The 17,587-nt window shown below is 59.3% G+C and carries 21 protein-coding genes and 4 tRNA genes; 18 read left to right on the top strand and 7 right to left on the bottom strand.

The features are described 5' to 3' along the window. Positions 1-55: 55 nt before the first annotated feature. The 5 genes from AUR04nite_RS16630 to AUR04nite_RS16610 all read left to right on the top strand — a co-directional run bounded on the left by AUR04nite_RS16630 (position 56) and on the right by AUR04nite_RS16610 (position 3,297). Positions 56-640 carry a dihydrofolate reductase family protein gene (locus AUR04nite_RS16630; RefSeq protein ID WP_141367218.1) on the top strand — a complete coding sequence of 195 codons (585 nt, stop codon included), beginning with the start codon at positions 56-58 and terminating at the stop codon, positions 638-640. A gap of 63 nt (positions 641-703) precedes the next feature. Continuing rightward, positions 704-1,573, top strand: coding sequence for a glycerophosphodiester phosphodiesterase (locus tag AUR04nite_RS16625; RefSeq protein WP_141367216.1), 870 nt, complete (start codon positions 704-706; stop codon positions 1,571-1,573). A gap of 5 nt (positions 1,574-1,578) precedes the next feature. Continuing rightward, positions 1,579-2,265 carry an alanyl-tRNA editing protein gene (locus AUR04nite_RS16620; protein ID WP_141367214.1) on the top strand — a complete coding sequence of 229 codons (687 nt, stop codon included), beginning with the start codon at positions 1,579-1,581 and terminating at the stop codon, positions 2,263-2,265. Further along, on the top strand, positions 2,246-2,983 hold the full coding sequence (locus tag AUR04nite_RS16615; protein WP_246055576.1) for an AzlC family ABC transporter permease: 738 nt from the start codon (positions 2,246-2,248) through the stop codon (positions 2,981-2,983). The genes AUR04nite_RS16620 and AUR04nite_RS16615 overlap by 20 nt, the downstream gene beginning before the upstream one ends. After that, positions 2,980-3,297, top strand: a complete 318-nt coding sequence (locus AUR04nite_RS16610; protein WP_141367212.1) for an AzlD domain-containing protein — start codon at positions 2,980-2,982, stop codon at positions 3,295-3,297. Before AUR04nite_RS16615 ends, AUR04nite_RS16610 begins: the two co-directional genes overlap by 4 nt. Positions 3,298-3,345: 48 nt before the next feature. On the opposite strand, the gene AUR04nite_RS16605 is transcribed toward AUR04nite_RS16610, so the two are convergent. Then, on the bottom strand, positions 3,346-3,552 hold the full coding sequence (locus AUR04nite_RS16605; protein ID WP_141367210.1) for a hypothetical protein: 207 nt from the start codon (positions 3,550-3,552) through the stop codon (positions 3,346-3,348). Between the two features lie 170 nt (positions 3,553-3,722). Between AUR04nite_RS16605 and AUR04nite_RS16600 the strand changes: the two genes are divergently transcribed. Then, complete coding sequence (locus AUR04nite_RS16600; RefSeq protein WP_141367209.1) at positions 3,723-4,031, top strand: thiamine-binding protein; 309 nt, start codon at positions 3,723-3,725, stop codon at positions 4,029-4,031. Between the two features lie 404 nt (positions 4,032-4,435). Next, positions 4,436-4,924 (top strand): RES domain-containing protein, encoded by a 489-nt coding sequence (locus AUR04nite_RS16595; RefSeq protein WP_141367207.1) that lies wholly within the window; start codon positions 4,436-4,438, stop codon positions 4,922-4,924. A gap of 25 nt (positions 4,925-4,949) precedes the next feature. On the opposite strand, the gene AUR04nite_RS16590 is transcribed toward AUR04nite_RS16595, so the two are convergent. Next, positions 4,950-5,618, bottom strand: a complete 669-nt coding sequence (locus AUR04nite_RS16590) for a TetR/AcrR family transcriptional regulator (protein WP_170184257.1) — start codon at positions 5,616-5,618, stop codon at positions 4,950-4,952. Positions 5,619-5,702: 84 nt separating this feature from the next. Between AUR04nite_RS16590 and AUR04nite_RS16585 the strand changes: the two genes are divergently transcribed. From AUR04nite_RS16585 to AUR04nite_RS16570, 4 genes are all read left to right on the top strand, one after another. Beyond that, entirely contained in the window at positions 5,703-6,626 is a 924-nt protein-coding gene (locus AUR04nite_RS16585; RefSeq protein ID WP_141367203.1) for an NADP-dependent oxidoreductase, read from the top strand. A gap of 359 nt (positions 6,627-6,985) precedes the next feature. After that, positions 6,986-7,621, top strand: coding sequence for an NAD(P)-dependent oxidoreductase (locus AUR04nite_RS16580; protein ID WP_141367201.1), 636 nt, complete (start codon positions 6,986-6,988; stop codon positions 7,619-7,621). Between the two features lie 119 nt (positions 7,622-7,740). Further along, entirely contained in the window at positions 7,741-8,325 is a 585-nt protein-coding gene (locus AUR04nite_RS16575) for an RDD family protein (RefSeq protein ID WP_141367199.1), read from the top strand. Positions 8,326-8,512: 187 nt separating this feature from the next. Next, a complete protein-coding gene (locus tag AUR04nite_RS16570; protein WP_141367197.1) occupies positions 8,513-9,202 on the top strand; it encodes an O-methyltransferase in 690 nt (229 codons plus the stop codon). Positions 9,203-9,209: 7 nt separating this feature from the next. Here the strand turns inward: AUR04nite_RS16570 and AUR04nite_RS16565 are convergent, their stop codons facing one another. Next, positions 9,210-9,596 (bottom strand): hypothetical protein, encoded by a 387-nt coding sequence (locus AUR04nite_RS16565; protein ID WP_141367195.1) that lies wholly within the window; start codon positions 9,594-9,596, stop codon positions 9,210-9,212. A 137-nt stretch (positions 9,597-9,733) separates the two neighbouring features. Between AUR04nite_RS16565 and AUR04nite_RS16560 the strand changes: the two genes are divergently transcribed. Next, on the top strand, positions 9,734-10,249 hold the full coding sequence (locus AUR04nite_RS16560) for a GNAT family N-acetyltransferase (RefSeq protein WP_141367193.1): 516 nt from the start codon (positions 9,734-9,736) through the stop codon (positions 10,247-10,249). Next, the gene (locus tag AUR04nite_RS16555; protein WP_141367191.1) at positions 10,242-11,069 is read left to right on the top strand and encodes a spermidine synthase; all 828 of its coding nucleotides are present in this window, start codon (positions 10,242-10,244) and stop codon (positions 11,067-11,069) included. The genes AUR04nite_RS16560 and AUR04nite_RS16555 overlap by 8 nt, the downstream gene beginning before the upstream one ends. Here the strand turns inward: AUR04nite_RS16555 and AUR04nite_RS16550 are convergent. Next, positions 11,066-11,575 (bottom strand): DUF2087 domain-containing protein, encoded by a 510-nt coding sequence (locus tag AUR04nite_RS16550; protein ID WP_141367189.1) that lies wholly within the window; start codon positions 11,573-11,575, stop codon positions 11,066-11,068. The genes AUR04nite_RS16555 and AUR04nite_RS16550 overlap by 4 nt on opposite strands. A 69-nt stretch (positions 11,576-11,644) precedes the next feature. Continuing rightward, the gene (locus tag AUR04nite_RS16545; RefSeq protein ID WP_141367187.1) at positions 11,645-13,060 is read right to left on the bottom strand and encodes an NCS2 family permease; all 1,416 of its coding nucleotides are present in this window, start codon (positions 13,058-13,060) and stop codon (positions 11,645-11,647) included. A gap of 204 nt (positions 13,061-13,264) precedes the next feature. Here AUR04nite_RS16545 and AUR04nite_RS16540 point away from each other — a divergent pair, with 204 nt between their 5' ends. Beyond that, positions 13,265-14,242 carry a universal stress protein gene (locus AUR04nite_RS16540; protein ID WP_141367185.1) on the top strand — a complete coding sequence of 326 codons (978 nt, stop codon included), beginning with the start codon at positions 13,265-13,267 and terminating at the stop codon, positions 14,240-14,242. A 100-nt stretch (positions 14,243-14,342) separates the two neighbouring features. Here the strand turns inward: AUR04nite_RS16540 and AUR04nite_RS16535 are convergent, their stop codons facing one another. Continuing rightward, on the bottom strand, positions 14,343-16,013 hold the full coding sequence (locus AUR04nite_RS16535) for a C40 family peptidase (RefSeq protein ID WP_141367183.1): 1,671 nt from the start codon (positions 16,011-16,013) through the stop codon (positions 14,343-14,345). A 574-nt stretch (positions 16,014-16,587) separates the two neighbouring features. Beyond that, entirely contained in the window at positions 16,588-16,959 is a 372-nt protein-coding gene (locus AUR04nite_RS16530) for a metallopeptidase family protein (protein WP_141367181.1), read from the bottom strand. Between the two features lie 135 nt (positions 16,960-17,094). Here AUR04nite_RS16530 and AUR04nite_RS16525 point away from each other — a divergent pair. The 4 genes from AUR04nite_RS16525 (at position 17,095) to AUR04nite_RS16510 (ending at position 17,555) form a co-directional block, all read left to right on the top strand. Continuing rightward, positions 17,095-17,167, top strand: a tRNA-Glu gene (locus tag AUR04nite_RS16525). Positions 17,168-17,223: 56 nt separating this feature from the next. Further along, positions 17,224-17,297: transfer RNA gene (locus AUR04nite_RS16520), tRNA-Asp, on the top strand. A gap of 47 nt (positions 17,298-17,344) precedes the next feature. Then, positions 17,345-17,417, top strand: a tRNA-Phe gene (locus tag AUR04nite_RS16515). Positions 17,418-17,478: 61 nt separating this feature from the next. Further along, positions 17,479-17,555: transfer RNA gene (locus tag AUR04nite_RS16510), tRNA-Asp, on the top strand. Positions 17,556-17,587: the final 32 nt, after the last annotated feature.

Raw genomic sequence — 17,587 nt, 5'->3', positions numbered from 1 at the left:
GCTTTAACCAGCAAGTTTAGAAGACAACACAGACCCGCGGTGCTAGGCTCTGACAATGCGCCGACTCGTTTACTGTGTAGCCTCCACTCTTGATGGTTTTATTGCCGGCCCAGATGGGGCCGATCCTACGGGCCCCAACGGATTCTGGCCCATTCCGGCTGACTACCTGCAGTACTTGATCAGTACCTATCCAGAGATCCTCCCCACCGGTGCTCGAGCCGCATTGGGCGTCACCGATCCAGGTACACACTTCGACACTGTTATTGAAGGCAGTAATAGCTATCGAGTCGGGCTGGACGCTGGCGTCGAAGACGCCTTTGAACATCTGAGGCATATCGTCTTTTCGAAGAGCCTTCCTCCATCAGAACAAGTGGAGATCAGCGCCCAGAACCCTCTCGAGGCGGTGCGCCAGCTCAAACGAGAACAGGGCAAGGATCTTTGGCTTGTTGGAGGATCCACGATTGCCGGTTCATTGTATTCAGAGATCGATCGGCTGATTCTGAAACTTGCTCCTCTGACCATCGGTGCAGGAATTCCTTTGCTCAGCGGAGAATTCGAACCGGTGCAATGGTCATTAACAAACACTTTTCAAACGCCGAGTGGCGCATTATTCCTGAGCTATGACCGGCAGGGTTCCTAGCCACTCCTCGACATGCCCTAGATTTCTCGCACACGCAATGACTGACCGCGTAGCGTAGGAGATATGGACACGCTCTTCTACGCACATCGCGGCAGCTCCCACAAGTTCTCAGAGAACACCCGCGCCGCCTACCTGCAAGCCATCGACGACGGTGCAGACGGCATCGAATGCGACGTCCATCTGAGCAAAGACGGCATAGTGGTCTGCCACCACGATCCCACGGTAGACCGAACCTCGGACTCCACCGGACTAGTCGCCGCGCGCACCCTTGAAGAGCTCAAATCCCTGGACTTCACCAATGTCGTTCCCGCAGCTATTCCAGAAGAGTACGGCCAGGAGAACGAGCAGCTGCTGAGCCTCGCCGAGCTGCTGGGATTGATTGATGCTCGCGGCGTGAAAATCGGGCTCGCTGTAGAAATTAAGCATCCAAGCCCTTTCGGTCACCTGTTGGAAGACGGGGTCTTGAAGGTTCTGCAGGAGTTCAACTTCGATCCGAAAACTGGCCAGGCCGGAACCCACGGCCAGATCTTCGTCACGCTGATGAGCTTTGAACCGGAATCCCTGCGCTACTTGGCCCGTACCGTCAACAAAGATCTGCTGTGCCAACTGATCACCGAAGTTGATGGAGAATGGGTAGAGGAACTGTTATCCACTGGACAGGTCGGCCGGGCGGCGGTCTATGAAGTCCTCTACCGTTCGGTTGCCGAGGGAATTGAACTGATCAACGCCGGAGGCGCTGGAATTATCGGCCCGGGCGTCGCCTGGACGCGAGCCAACGAACATCTGGTGCGCCAATGGCTGGACCAGGGGCTCAAAGCCCGCATCTGGACGGTGGACCGCCCTGCCGACGCCGTGTACCTGACCGGCCTCGGAGTTGGACAGCTGACGAGCAATCGTCCAGCTGAATTACGCAAAGAACTGGAACTGAACTAACGCACATGAGCAACGCAACCGCATCCCAGGAGAACCTCTACCTGGAAGACACCTACCGCTTCAACGTCGAAGCAGCAGTGATCGCAGCCGGCACCGACGAGGATGGCAGCTGGGTGGCAGTGAGCCCCAACATCTTCCACCCACGAGGCGGTGGCCAGCTGGAAGACAAGGGTGCCATTAACGGTACTGAAATTTCCGTGAGCCGCAATGACGAAGGACTAGTCATTCTGCACGGAGCAGGAGAACTAGCCGTCGGCGACACCGTGAGCTGCGAGGTCGATGAGGAATCCCGACTGCTCAACGCCGCCCTGCATACCGCGGGCCACGTGTTGGGCTTTGCCGGCGAAGACCGCGGCTGGCAGCACAAGGGCCACTCGCATTTCCCGGGCCAGGCGCGCCTAGACTTCGACCCAGCCAGCGTGGACCTGCCTTTGGGCGACGACGCCGAGCGTGCTGCAGCCAAGGCCTGGCTGCAGCAGCGTGTGGACGAACTCATCGCCAACGGCGGAGCCGTCACTACCGTCATGGATGCCGAGGGTGTCCGCACCGTCACCATCGAGGGTGTCAATGCGGAACCTTGCGGCGGTACCCATGTCAGCCACGTGAACCAGCTGGCAGACGTCGTGATCGGAGATGCCAAGGTCAAGCGCGGAGTCTACAAGGTTAGGTACGATGCCCGCCACGCAGGCTAAATGGCTGACCCCGGCAACCAAGATGGGATTATCCATCGCGATTGCCACGGGCCTCTACGGTATCTCCTTCGGGGCGCTGTCCATCGCGGCGGGCCTGAACCTCTGGCAGACCGTGGCGCTGAGCGCGCTGATGTTCACCGGCGGATCCCAGTTTGCTTTCATCGGCGTGATCTCCGGAGGAGGAGCGGCATCGGCCGCGTTTTCTGCGGCCTCGCTGCTGGGCATCCGCAATGCCGTCTACGGGATGCAGATCAAGCAGACCCTGCGCCCCACGGCAAAGTGGGTGCCGTGGATGGCGCAGGTGACCATCGACGAATCCACCGCGGTGAGCCTGGGACAGTCGGAGATCGCGGAAAAGAAGCGCGGATTCTTCACGGCAGGCGTCGGCGTCTACGTGCTGTGGAACCTGTTCACCCTCATCGGTGCGCTGCTCGGCGAACGCATGGGAGACCCCGCCGCCTGGGGCCTGGACGGCGCTGCGGTCGCCGCCTTCATCGGGCTGCTGTGGCCAAGGCTGAAGGCCACCGAACCGGTGCTCATCGCCCTGGCGGCGGCAGTGGTCACAGCTATTGCTGTGCCCTTGAGCGCTCCTGGCCTGCCGATCCTCATCACCGCAGCCTGCGCGGCGCTCTACGCGATGTCCACCGCCAAGCGGGCTTCGGCCGCCACGGAACACGGTGAGCTTCAAAGCGTGAAGGAAGGGGAGGGAAAACCATGAGCGAACTGAGCTGGTGGATTCTCGCCGCCTGCCTGACCGCCTATGCGGTGAAGCTCTGCGGATACTTCGTCCCGCGCAAGGTCTTGGACTCGCCGACCATGTCCCATGTGGCGGCCACGCTGACCATCGCCCTGCTGGCCTCGCTGGTGACAGTCAACGCCGTGACCAGCGGACAGCAGCTGGTCATCGATGCGCGCATCGGCGCACTGGGGGCCGCCATCATCGCCTTGGTCTTCAAGGCACCCTACCTGGTGGTCGTGATCGTCGGCGCCCTTGCCGCGGTGGCGCTGCGAGCCACCGGATTAGCTGCCTGAAATAGCTGTGCCCGCCTTTCATGGCGGGCACAGCTATTTAAACGGGTATCAGTGGGTTGTCCGTGTAGTCCGCCAGAAGCCGTTGATGGCGATGGCCAATATGGCGAGCAGGGACAGGACCGCAACGGCCGCGAAGATTCCCGAGATGCTGGCCAACGCGGTGACCTGGGAGACTGCGAAGGAAGCGATGGTCAGAATCAACAAGAGCAGAACGACGATCTTCTGGCGATGGAGCACATGCTGTTCATGAGTCATTTCTCGATCCTTCCTTCGTGGCACACTGCCTGAATCTGCTGGGCAGTTGTGGCTGTACCTGAAGAAAGCGGCCAGTCACGGCTGCCTTCTTTCACCATAGCCCCGTGCAGATGTTTTAGGTAGGGCGCAATACTTTGGGAAAACACCGGTGGCGGTGGGAAAGTTGAAGCATGATCGTAGCTTTTTCTGTAGCCCCCAGCAATGACAATCCAGATGGTTCGGTCCACGATGCAGTGGCCGAGGCAGTGAAGATCGTCCGCGAATCGGGCCTGCCCAATCGCACCAGCTCCATGTTCACCGAGATCGAGGGTGAATGGGACGAAGTCATGGACGTGGTCAAGCGCGCCACCTTCGCCGCCGGCAAGTTCGGCTCGCGTGTCGCACTGGTCCTCAAAGCAGACATCCGCCCGGGCTACACCGGTGAAATCGACGGGAAGATCGAGCGCCTCGAGAAGGCCATCGAGGATTCGGAGCAGTAGTAGCAGGCAGTTTTGCCGCTCGGCTGTCTGAACCGTGCACTTGGAACTATGTTCCGAGTATTCGGGCTGCGGCGCTAGGCAAGCGCATTTCTGGCCTCCGAATGAAACTCTAATCAGCTTAGAATCGAGAAGGCGCGGACTGGTCTTGCGCCTGCAATAGGCTGTACGCCGGCCCAGGCCAATGCTAAGTTCCGCATCTATGAGGAATCGACGGACGCAGGAATGCAACGTCAGCCGTATTTACTTCAGCGCACTTGGGCTCAGATATTGATAGGGCATCGCAGTCGTCGCTATTGGGTTCACGGCTGCAATATGCAACAGTATCCAAGCCATGATTAATCCGCTCTTAAAGGAGCGGGCTTAGGAGCTCATGACCTCAGCAGAGCGCGTGAGATGCTGGGTGCATGAACTTGCCTGCATCAATCTTTGCACCAGTTGTAAAAGGTACGTTTTACCGTGCGGTGGATCCGCAGTATAGACGCTACGCGTTGTCTGGGTCGCGTTCCGCCGGCAGGTACTCTCGTCCAAATGAACCGACGTTGTATCTCAGCTCGTCACTCGACGGCGTCGAAGCGGCAATGGCTGCTCATAAGGACAACCGTGCGATGGCCCTAGAGACCCTGCGGCTATCCGTCGAGGCGGACGGCATTGTCGATCTGCGTAATGGGAAAGCTCTTGCTGCGCTGGGAATCGACTTGTCCGATGCTATTGCACCATGGCAGGAAACAGTTGCAGAGGGCGGTTCACCTCGTTCGTGGCTCGTCCGCGATCAGCTCATTGCAGCAGGCGCGAACGGTTTAATCGATCCTTCAAGGACCAAGCCGGGGCTGTGGCACCTAGTGTTGTTTCGGTGGAATATGCCTGATAACCCGACAGTCCGAGTGGAGAGCTAGCCCGGTTGAAGGCGACCTAGGCTTTTCAGTCTTTGAGCAGATTATGCCAGCAGTTTTGTTCTTGGACCGTAGGGGAGGGGAGCTTGTCCGAGTGCGCCTCCTGCGGTTTGGAACCGGCCAAGAATAGCTTGACCACTGTTCTGGCAGCTGAAGCACCAAGGGCATTGCCGGCACCGACGATGCCTAAGATCGCCAATTGCAAGTGGATAAGATACTCGTCGCTCAGATCTGCACGAACTACGCCTGCATCGCGCGCTCGGGTCAGAATGATCTGGGCGCCGCGGATGGTTTGAACATGCATTTCCCCGAATCGGCAGTTGCCGTCCAATGGCTCAACTAGGAGCTGAGCAAAAGCTGCATCGCAGCCTTGAGCCTCGGCAAGAGCGAATAGATAGGCTTCAAAAGCGCCCCACGGATCGGCCTCGGCACGGAGCGTTAAGTCTTCAACCCTAGCAGCCCAATCAATGAAACGGGCGCCGAATAATTCGTCAATCAACTTATCGACAGTGGGAAAGCGTCGATACACGGTGCCTACACCCAGCCCTGCAGCGGCGGCAACCTGCTCGAGTGTTACCTCCATTCCACGGCTCGCGAACAAATGCCTGGCGGTGTCTAAGATGATCTGCTTGTTCTTCGCGGCATCGGCTCGTAGCGGACGCTTGGAGGAGTTCACGGAGGCATTGGCGTTACTCACGACCCCCAGCGTATAGTAAATGGAATATTTCTTCCACATAACTCCGGACAATCCGGAGAACTTGAAAGTTAAAGGTGAATACTTATGCACAAGGCAGTCATCTACCGTCGATTCGGTGATAGCGGTGTTCTTGAGATCGTTGACCAATTGATGCCGGAGCCGGGGCCGGGCATGGTCCGCGTACGCGTTGAGTACACCAGCGTCAATCCGGTAGATGTGAAGTACCGTATGGGTGTGCTCAGCGACTCGGCTGAACTGGCGCAGCCGGCTATGACAGGTATGGATTTAGCAGGTGTTGTGGATGCTGTGGGCACGGATGTCGAAGGGCTGTCCGTAGGGGACCGGGTTGCTGGCATGGCTCCCGCGGGGTCCAACGCGGAGTATGTTGCAACCTATGCTGCGGCTCTGACTAAGGTGCCGGAAAGCCTGGATCTGAAGCTGGCCGCCACCATCGGAGTCGGAGGCAGCACAGCGGTTCGCGCACTGGGCTTATCCAAAGTGACAACGGGCGATTTGATCTTCGTGGATGGGGCTACCGGCGGTGTCGGCACGTTCCTGACCCAGTTGGCGCTGTCTGCCGGACTCAAGGTTGTTGCCACAGCTTCCTCCCGGAATCAGGATTATCTGGCTTCGCTTGGAGCTATTGCCATCGACTATGCCGGCGATTGGGAAGCGGAAGCGGCGGCAGCTGCCGACGGTGCTACTTACGCAGCTGCATTCGACCTGTCCACAGGCGGGAAATTCGAAGCATTGAAGCGCTTGACCGGAAACGCGGCGAAGGTAGTGACCCTGGTTGATCCAGCGGTGATGCAGGGCGGCGGCATCCTGGTGCTGGGTACTGAACCAGGCTTCGACGGCGCCCTGACCCAGGTAATAGAAGCAGTCGCAACCCGAAAGGTCGTAGTTCCTGTGGCTGCCGAATTCCAGCTGGCCGATATTGCTAAGGCTCAAGACTTGGTAAGTGGCGGACACGTTCGCGGCAAGGTAATCGTCAAGGTCTCCCAGTAGTTTTCATTATTAAAGCTTTGGGGTCTCATCGGTCAGGTGCGGCCCCAAAGCCTTCGGCTGGCATCTTGTGTTGTGCTGCATAAGTGGAACGTAATCGGGCGTGGCCAGTGGAGTCTTGGCGAGAGCACCGGCTTTGGAGGACCGAGTTGCTACTCGGTCCGGCCAAATACAAGCTAGTCCGATTCTGTAACTGCAGCTTTGAAAGAGACAGTAGTTCCTTGGCGCATGCTGCTCATTGTTCCTTCGTGCTGAGGATTGCCTGAGCAGATCCTATTTCTCGCGAGGCTATTGCTCGATCTCTGCCGAGTCACTACTAGCGTTGAAACCGAAGTGGGTGGATATCAGCGGAGGAGAAGCCAATGAGGATTCTAGTTGCCGGCGCTACAGGGATGGTCGGCAGGCTTGTCGTCGAGCAGGCTTTAGAGCGGGGCCACCAGGTCACCGCTATTGCACGCCACCCGCAGGGCCTCGGCCTGGAGCACAGCGATCTTCGAGTTGAGCAGGCAGATATCTTGATGCGGGACTCCATCGTTCCCCTTCTTGCAGACGTCGATGCGGTCATCAGCTGTGTGGGAATTGGAACCTCCAAAACGCCGACCACGCTCTACTCCGTGGGTGCTGAGAATCTAATTGCTGGGATGGATGAGCACCAGGTGCAGCGCTTAGTCGTCATTTCATCCGAGGTCGCCGACCATTGGGCGAAGAAGGGCTTCCTGAAACGCTGCATCGTCTTTCCACTGCTACAGAAATTCTTGGGGGCTACCTACGACGATATGCGGCGCATGGATATTGTCCTTTGGGAAAGCGACGTACAGTGGACCTCCGTGCGCTCGCCAAGGATCACCGCGTCTGCCGCCAAGAACGACTACCGTTTCAGCGCTGAAGGGCCGTTGAGCAACGGTTGGCAGATTACTTCAGCGGACATGGCGATGGCGCTGCTGGACTGGGCAGAACGCGATGACGTTGGCCGCAAGCAGGTCTACGTGGCGAATTAGCAATAGCCCGTTTGGCATCCAGCGGTATTCCGCTCATCCAAAAAGGGCCTGGCATCACGTCTTTAAGCCAACCTGGTGAAGTGTGAAACTGAATGATTTCAGGAGTGCCATGAGAAGCTATGACGGTGGCCAAGCCGAGAACCAGAGCAAAGAATGCTCAAACGCTGACATCAATTCGCGAAGCGGCCGAGCCCGCCTTGGGAAACAAGGCGGCAGAAAGAATTCGCAGATTCCGCACTGGTGGAATATACGTGGGAGCATCAGCGCCGGCCGCCTTCATCGCCTGGCTCATCGATTTTCTATTGATTGCGGGTGTCTCGGTAGGCATCGCGTGTGGTTCCCTCGGCGATTTTGCTGATGAAGAAGCAGTTCTATCGGCAATCGGCATCTTTGTACTACTTTCAGTCCTTCTTCCATTCCTGTACGGATGGTTCTTCCGCGATGGGCGCGCATTGGGAGGCCTGCTGACCGGTACGCGGCTCGTGCGCATCAAAGACGGCTCGCGCGTTGGATGGTGGAAGGCAGGGTGGGCGATGTTCATCCGATCCACCTTGGTCCTGATGCTGTTGGGAATCCTGTTGGCGTTGCTTGATACAGACGGCCCAGGAATGTTCGACTGGGACGCCAGCCAGGTTCGAACCAGCATCGACATCGAGGCCACCGAAAAACTCTCTGTCATTGTTCAGCGAACGGACGTAGCCTGAGATTGGATAACCTGTGTCCATCGGAAATGAGGGGCGAGGGAGGCTGAACCCTAGTTGAGCCTTGATCCGCTTCTCGTTTCTCGACAGATCCAGAACTTTGCCACAGCTGTGACCCAGTACAGTCACTGCCGGAACCGCTTCAATGGCAATTGCAGGCTATCGAGAATAGTGAGGAGAATCAGGAATTATGATCCATCATTTGGCTGACCATGAAAGCCCGGCGGTCGATGCCTATCTGAACTCAGCTCTCGGTTTGGAGATACCTGAGCTGGAAGCAGGCCGCGAACACGCACACAACGCAGGTTTGCCGCACATCGAAATCAGCACTGCCCAGGGCAAGTTCCTGCAGCTGCTGATTGAAATCAGCGCGTCTACCAGGGTTTTGGAAATCGGAACACTCGGAGGCTACTCCACGAGCTGGCTAGCCAGGGGAGTAGGAGCCTCGGGAACAGTTATCAGCTGCGAGGTCGAGCCGCTGCATGCATCCGTGGCGCGGGAGAACCTGCAGCGGGCGGGCCTTTCGGATCGAGTCGAGATCCGCCTAGGGGACGCAGTCGGGACGCTGGACTCCCTGATCGATTCCCGGACCACGCCATTCGACTTGATCTTCATCGATGCTGACAAGCGAAACAACGTCGCCTACCTGCAGCGGGCCTTGAAACTGTCTAGGCCGGGAACCGTGCTGGTGGTTGACAACGTCATTCGCGCAGGAAAAATCCTTGACGACCCTTCCCAGCACGGCCTTCAGGAAGCTGACATCAGGGGAACCCAGGAAGCCTTGTTGTGGCTGCGCGACTCTAAACAAGTTTCAGCCACTGCCTTGCAGACCGTAGGCTCGAAAGGCTGGGACGGCTTCGCGCTGGCCCGGGTGCTGTAACCCGGCTCTAGAACCGCGATGTCGTGTGTGAACTTGCCAGCAAGTCCTCTTCCAGGTCCGAATCACTTTCGGCGAAGGGAGGGGACTTGATGATTAAGAGGTAGGCGGCGATGCCGCAGAGGAGACCTGCGGGAACTCCCAGCCACACTGCGTACTGCGTGCCGCGCAGCAGGCCGCCCAACGCCGGCCCAATCACCATGGGAACTACATAGTGGTAGGAACCCGATTTGGTGGGTCCCCAAGAACGCTCAAGTTTGGACAGCACACTGAACCCGGTGATCAGCAGCAGGCTTCCCAGAAGAATGACCCAGAAACTGGGCGAGAGGCTGACGACGATGGTGAGACCAGCAATGACGGAACCAGTAAGGCCCGCAAAGATTTGGTTTCGACTCAAACCGCAGCTCCCTTTCCCGCATTCATTTGTAAGTATTGGGCTATTTTTTCAAAGAACCCACGCGCCCGCAATCGTACTTAAGTAGGAGGGGCACGGTGTTGGCACGGTCCGTTGCCGCTCTGCCGTAGGCTAGATGAGTGCCTGAAAACAACGACTACCGGATCCGCGCAGCAACTTTAGAAGATGTGCGCCCGGCCCTCGAGATGAAACTGGAAGCATGGCGTCAAGCCTACGGCGAGGTGCGGGGTGAAGACTTCTTCACCTTCCACGAACAGCAGCTGGATGGACAGGTTGCTTGGTGGGAGCGGGGGCTGGCCTCCGGGGCGCAGTTCTTCATTGCGGAAAATGCTGCAGGGAAGATCATCGGCATTGCCGGCGGCACCCCTGCCATCGATGAGGACCGCGACGCGGGAGTCGACATCGAACTGGGCATGCTCTATATCCTCGAAGAACACTATGGCAGCGGCCTGGGGGCGCATCTCATGGAAGTGGTCCTTGGCCAGAGGCCGGCGCTGCTGTGGGTGCTGCAGGGCAACGAGCGCGCCATCGCCTTCTACCGGAAGCACGGTTTCGAACTGGACGGAACCAGCGAGGAACTCACCGGTTCTTGGCAGGGCCTGACCGAGCAGCGGATGGTGCGCCGCAATGGCTAGGGACACCAAGAATTCGCTGCTCGGCAGCTACCCCATCGACACCGGCACGGCGGAGATCGAAGCCGACCCCTATGGCGCCAACCGCTATATCCTCAAGGTCAACGGAGTGCCTTCCTCGCACGTGGATCTCGATGACCCCACGTACCTGGACTTTGAATACATGCGCTGGATGGAGCCGGTTTTCGCCATCGGCTTCCCAGCCGAACAATTTGACGGGCGTGCGCGGAAACTGCGCGTGCTGCACCTGGGCGGCGGCGGATGCTCCATGGCCCGCTGGGTCGCCGCCAAGTACGAGAACGCGCGCCAGGTAGTGGTGGAGCTGGATGCAAAGCTTGCCGAACTGGTGCGCACCAACTTCGAGGTCCCCAAGGCCCCGCTGGTGCGCCTGCGCGTGGGGGATGCAGGCCAGGTGCTGCCGACCCTGAGCGATGCGAGCAGGGATGTGATCATCCGCGACGTTTTCGCCGGCAGCACGACGCCGCGCGAGCTGACCACCGCGGCCTATGCCCGCCAAGCCCAGCGCGTGCTGGATGCCAGCGGAGTCTACGTGATGAACTGCGGAGACACCGCAGACCTGGCCGGTGCCAGGGCCGAGGCCGCCACGCTGCTTTCGGTGTTCAAGCACGTCGCGCTGATCGCCGATGCGCCGATGCTCAAGGGCCGGCGCTATGGAAACATCGTGTTCCTCGCCAGCGACGAGCCACTGGCCTTGGGGCCCGCCTTCGAGCGCAGCCTGCGCACAGCTCCGCTGCCGGCCCAGCTGGTTTCTGGAGCGGCGGCAGTGCGCTTTGCCGGGGAGGCGGCGGTCATCCAGGACTAGTCGGAACCAATCCGGTAGCTGGATCCATCGGCCGCCCTAGACAGCAGGCCGTGGTCCACCAGGTAGCGGCGGATCAGCGCGGTGTCCGGATGGAAGACGCCCAGGCGCTCATTGAGCTGCTCCTCGCGCAGCACCTGCCCCTCGGCGATCACCGCATCGCGCAGGTAGAGCAGCACTTCGCGCCGGTCGGCAGGCTTGGCCGGCAGCGTGTGCAGCTTCGGCCCGTCGAAGAAGCGCAGGATCCCGCTGCGGTCGGCTTTCGCCGCTCCGGCTGAGGCCAGGGTGTCGGCCAGCAGCTGTTCGTTGACCTGCCAGCTTCCGTCGGCATCCTGGGCGAGCAGTCCGATGCCTGCCCAGCGCTGCAGCGCCTTGGCATTCGCCTTGGCCTGTGCGTCGATCTCCTGGGCCTGCCCGGCCAATACCTGCCCCAGAACTGTCCTCATCTGAGGGTTCTTCAGGCCTGCCGCGACCTGGATCCACGTGCCTGTGGTGCTGTTTTCTGCCATAGGGCCATGCTATGGCAAAGCGGCCCGCACCGCAGGGGTGCAGGCCGCTGATGGCGGGGCGGGAGGCGTTTAGGCCACTCCGGCCCAGTCTTCGATCAGGCCGATGCCGAAGAACAGCACGAAGGCGGTTGCCACAACCCACATCAGCGGGTGGATTTCCTTCGCGCGGCCCTGGGTGGCGCGGATGAAGACGTAGGAGATGAAGCCTGCGCCGATGCCGTTGGCGATCGAGTAGGTGAACGGCATCAGGGTGAAGGTCAGGAATGCCGGCAGCGCGACTCCCCAGTCGTTCCAGTCGATCTTGGTGATCTGGGTGATCATCATGAAGCCGACGACCACCAGCGCCGGGGCTACAGCCTCGAAGGGCACCAGGTAGATCAGCGGGCTCAGGAACATTGCGACGATCATCAGCAGGCCGGTGAACACCGAAGCCAGGCCCGTGCGGGCGCCCTCGCCGATGCCTGCGCCGGATTCGACGAAGATCTGCGCCGAGGAGCTGGAGGTGCCGCCGCCGACGATGGCGCCTGCGGCATCCACCAGCAGGACCTTATCCACGTTCGGGATCTGGTCGTTCTCATCGACCAGGTCAGCTTCTGCGGCCAGGCCCACCATGGTGCCCATGGCGTCGAAGAAGATGGACAGCAGAATCACGAAGGCCAGCAGCGAGGCGGCGGTCGGGCCGATCTTGGCGAAGGCGCCGAACAGGGAGACGTCGCCGATCAGCGATAGGTCGGGCAGGTGCCAGCTTGGCATCGAAGGAACCACCAGCGACCAGCCGTTGGTTTCGGAATCGCTGACGTGGAACACTGCCTCGAAGATGTTGGCAACGACGGCGGAGACGACGATGCCGATCAGGATTGCTCCCTTGACCTTGCGGACCACCAGGGTCATGGTCAGCAGCAGGCCGATAATGAAGACCAGGATCGGCCAGCCCATCAGGCGGCCGTCAAAGCCCAGGCCCACCGGAACAGTGGTGTGGGCGGCATCCGGGATGCGCTGCACGAACCCGGCGTTGACCAGGCCGATCAGCGCGATGAACATGCCGATGCCCACCACGATGGCGGTTTTCAGCCCGGCCGGAACCGCATTGAACACCGCGGTTCTGAAGCCGGTGAGCACCAGCACGAACATCACGATGCCCGCGATGACCACCAGGCCCATGACGTCGGCCCAGGTGAGCTCCGGGTTGGTGGCCACGGTGATGGCGACGAAGGCGTTGACGCCCAGGCCGGTGGCCATGGCGAAGGGGCTGCGGGCCCAGATGCCCATGATGATGGTCAGGACGCCGGAGACCAGCGCGGTCACGGCCGCAACGCGCTGGACGCCCAGCTCGCCGCCGGAGGCGTCGGCGCCGGAGAGCACCAGCGGGTTGAGCACCACGATGTAGCTCATGGCGAAGAAGGTGGCGATGCCGCCGCGCAGTTCGGTGGCAAAGGTGGAGCGTCGCTCCGAGATCATGAAGAAGCGGTCAATACGGTTGCGCATAGTAATAGGTGGCGCGCTTTGCGTGGAGGAGGGCATAGAAAAATTCTAGGTGCTTTTGAGCTCATTCCAATATAGTTTTTTGCGCTGAGTAGGCTCTGCGTGAAATCTTTAGACCCAACTCACATACCGGCGCGCCAACGAGTACATTGGGTGTAAGGGGAGTCACGCCCCGAAAATAACCGAAAAAGTTGAGGAGCGAGTCAGATGAGTGACGAAGCACCAGTCGCAGCTGAAAAAATTGAAGGTATTGTCGTCGGCGTTGACGGATCCCAGCAGAGCAAGTGTGCGCTGCGCTGGGCCGAGCGCGAGGCTGTGCGCCGCGGAAGTGTATTGAACATCGTCTCCGCCTACACGATTCCGGTTTTCGCGGCCTCCTCCATGGATGCCGGATACTCGACCCTCGACGATGATTTGATCCGCGGCGGGGCAGAGGACATCGTCCGGCAGGCCCGCGCCGACCTCGAAGGCAGCAAGGCGACCATCCGCACCTATATTGAATCCGGCGACCCTTCGGGCGTCCTGCTGGATCTGAGCAAAGATGCGGAACTGGTAGTCGTGGGAACTCGCGGCCGCGGCGGCTTTGTGGGCCGGCTTCTCGGCTCGGTGTCTTCCGCGCTGCCCGCCCACGCAAAGTGCCCGACGGTAGTCGTGCCGCTGTCCATGGCCAAGGAGCAGGAAGGCGATGCAGAAGCTACGGCGGCCGCGGACCGCAAGGCGATTGTTGTTGGCGTGGACGGTTCAGACCGGGCGCGTGCAGCAGTGCTGGCTGCAGCCGATGCCGCGGTTGCCAGCGGGCTGACGCTGCGCTTGATCTGCGCGGTGGCCCCGGTGGGCGCGGCGCTGGCATGGATGCCGGCCACCGTCGACCAGGAAGCTGTGCTGGAAGACGTGCGCTACCAGATGAGCGTCGGCGTCGCATGGCTGACCTCGCACTACCCTAACCTCAAGCTGGAGACCGACGTTGTCAGCGGTCCCCCGGTGGAGGTGCTGATCCGCGAATCCGAGCACGCGGTGCTGACGGTGACAGGCTCGCGCGGCCGCGGCGGATTTGCCGGGATGCTGCTCGGCTCCACATCGCAGGGCGTGCTGCACCACTCCAAGGGCCCGGTCATGGTCGTTCCGGATTCGGACGACCCTCGGCTGGCAGACCGCAAGAATTTTGATACGCGGTCGCAGGACTAGAAACGGCAAGGCGATGGCCCGGTGGATTTTTCCGCCGGGCCATCGCCTTGCTTAAATGCCTGCGGCCCGCACCAGGCGGGCCGCAGGCGAAGTGCTCAGCCTAGTAGCGTGCAGCCTTCGAGTAGATGTTGTTTACCCAGCTCAGCGGGGTGGTGGAGATGCCGGCGTTGGGGTTGCGGGCGTGGACTACCTGGCCGTTGCCGATGTAGATCGCAACGTGGTAGAACGATGCGCCGCCGTTGGAGCTGGAGAAGACCAGGTCGCCGGGCTGCAGCTCGTTCAGCGATACATACTGCGGAGCCGAGTAGAACTGCTGGCTCGAGGTGCGAGGCAGGTTGATGCCCGACTTGGCGAAAGCCCACTGGGTGAAGCTGGAGCAGTCGAAGGCGTTTGGACCGTTGCCGCCGTAGACGTAGTACTTGCTCGGGTCATTGGCAGTCTTCAAGGCCCAAGAGATTGCCGCGCCAAAGCTGCGGCCGCTCTGCGGAGCGGTTTCCTCAGGCTTGGGAGCCTGAGTCTTCTTAGGCGCTTCGGTCTTCTTTGGAGCTTCAGTCTTCTTCGGCTTTGGTGCCTCGGTCTTCTTTGGCTTTTGGGTTTCCTTTGGAGCCTCGGTCTTCTTTGGCTTTTGGGTTTCCTTTGGAGCTTCAGTCTTCTTCGGCTTTGGTGCCTCGGTTTCCTTTGGCTTTTGGGTTTCCTTAGGGGCCTCGGTCTTCTTCGGCTTTGGTGCCTCGGTTTCCTTTGGCTTCTGGGTTTCCTTGGGAGCCTCGGATTCCTTTGGCTGGATCTCGATGTAGTCCGGGCGGGCTGACGCCGGGTTCTCCAGCGAGTTGCTCTCGGCCTTCGGCTTGGTCTTGGAATCAACGATTTCAAGTTCCTGCGGCTTCTCTACCGACAGAGGCTTGATTTCTGCAGCTGAGGCGCTTGGTGCGGGAGTGTTCTCCGCGCCTGCGTTGATGCTTTCCTGAAGCTTTGCTTCTTGCTGGGCTTCTTCTTGCTTCTGAACCTCTGCGCGGACCTTGGCCTCATCCTGATCCTTGAGCTTGGCAAGGTTGCCGATGAGTTCGTTGCGAAGATCCTGCTCTGGCTTGACCGAGTCCTGATAGGAGGCCAGGGTGCTGTTCGCGGTGGAGGCGGCCTTGTCGAAATTGGCAGTTGCCTCTTGAGCGGCGCTTTGCGCTGCGTCAGCGTAGGACTGCCACGCAGAAACCAGGGCTTCTGCTTCGGTGGCGGAGTTCACCGACTGAACCTGCTGCTGGCTCAGGGTGTCAATGGTCGCCGCCTTGTAGAACAAGTCGTTGGAATCGCTGCTATTGAGCAGGATGCCCAGCGTCGAGTTGCCGGCGCCATTGCGGTAGATGTCTGAAGCGATAGCGCCCAGATCTGCCTGGCTCTCTTCGAGGTACTGTTTGGCGAATGCCAGCTGCTTGACTGCCTGTTCGGCTTCCGCGGTGCGCAGATCGCGCTCTTCGCCGGCGCTCAACAGGGATTCCTGGGCTTCGGCAGCGGTTGTTTCAGCCTGGAGCAATTCGGCGCGGCTGGAAGCGAGAGAAGCTTCGATGCGCGCGATCATCGCATTGGTGGAGTCTTTGTCCTTCTTTGCGGCTTCAATCTCGGCTGCAGAAGGCATGTCCGAGGAACGCTCGCTGGCAACAGATACTGAAGAAGGCACTGAGGTGGGTGTTGCTGCCGATGCGGATGCAACTCCGGCCAGGCAGGAGACTGCCAGGGCTAAGGTGCTGGCGGCGACACCGAGCGTGTGGCGATAAGCCATATCGTTCCTCACTAAGTCCAAGAGATGACAATGGGTGATATCCGAACCGTGACTTCCTAGGATCCTAAGGTCACAATTTGGATAAGGCCCACATAGCACATTAGGCCAATTGAGACATCGTTGGCAACAGTGGTCACACCAGTCACACGAATTACATGCGTGTAATTACGGGTGTCGAACCATTGGTGATATGGGAGAACGCGTGCAGTGAAGTGGAGAACCTTGCGTTGGGGTCATCTCAAAATTTTTTCACAGACAATACACGCGGGGTTTATTGAAGCCGTGAAATGGTGACGGACAGATAACAATCAGCGGTGATTTTGAGCTGTCGTGAATGTTGACCTCTTAAATGTGTTGCTGCTTTTTCTGCTCTGCCAGCCTTGAAGGGTGAAGTTTGAGGTGTTGACCCAAGGGAATTTCGGGAATTTGCGTCGGATTCATGTTTTAGGGGCGGCTGGATTGAATCTTGAGCCAAGATGCGTTGTGACCTCGGTCAATATGAAGGAAGTCCGCGGGTTCAAAAAACCCTCTATTTGTGATGCACGTCTCAGGAAAAGTTTTTGGAAATTTTCGCCTAACCCCACCCCAGTTCGTCCAATTTGGCGTCATCGATGCCGAAGTGGTGGGCCACTTCGTGCATCACTGTAATGCGCACTTCTTGGACGATTTCCTCGCGGGAATTGCAGGCTCGGAGGGTGGGGTTTTTGAAGATCGTGATCCTGTCGGGCAGTGCTCCAGCTGCCCAGTCCAGGTCTCGCTCGGTGAGTGCAATACCCTCGTAAATCCCTAATATTTCGCGGTTTTCCGGCTCGCCAGGCAATGGCTCGTACTCGTCCTCGATGAAGAAAACGACGTTGTCCATCATGTTGAAAATGTGCTCCGGAATGGCATCGATGGCCTGCTGGACGAGCGCTTCAAACTCGTCTTCTGAGATCTGTGAATCCATGTTTCCAGCCTAGGGTTGCGGGCCCATTTTTGGGTGGCCTGAGGCGTAGTGAATCTCGATTTTGCAAAACCCAAAAACCTCCGTATAGTTATTGGAGTCCACAGCGGAGAAGCAAGAAACCGCTAAGGAACATAGGCCCCCATCGTCTAGCGGCCTAGGACACTGCCCTTTCACGGCAGCGGCACGGGTTCGAATCCCGTTGGGGGTACAAACAGCCAAATTACTGGTTGTCAGATGGAGAAATCCATTGGCTTGCGAAAGCAAGGCCCTGTAGCGCAGTTGGTTAGCGCGCCGCCCTGTCACGGCGGAGGTCGCGGGTTCAAGTCCCGTCAGGGTCGCTCAGTTTACTAGCGATAGTAAATTAGGTGTCCATTTTATGGCGCCAGGCTCTGTAGCTCAGTTGGTAGAGCGTTCGACTGAAAATCGAAAGGTCACCGGATCGACGCCGGTCGGAGCCACGCAGGCCCTCGGTTTACCCGGGGGTTTTACTGTGTGAGTTGAGATTATCTCAAAACACCAGGCCCTGTAGCGCAGTTGGTTAGCGCGCCGCCCTGTCACGGCGGAGGTCGCGGGTTCAAGTCCCGTCAGGGTCGCCATAGAGAAAATTCCTTGGAAGCAAAACTTCCAA

The sequence above is a fragment of the Glutamicibacter uratoxydans genome, assembly GCF_006539925.1.
GTDB classification, from domain to species: Bacteria; Actinomycetota; Actinomycetes; order Actinomycetales; family Micrococcaceae; genus Glutamicibacter; species Glutamicibacter uratoxydans.
The sequence above is the reverse complement of the archived record's forward strand: the minus strand, read 5'-3'. Positions and strand labels throughout refer to the sequence as shown.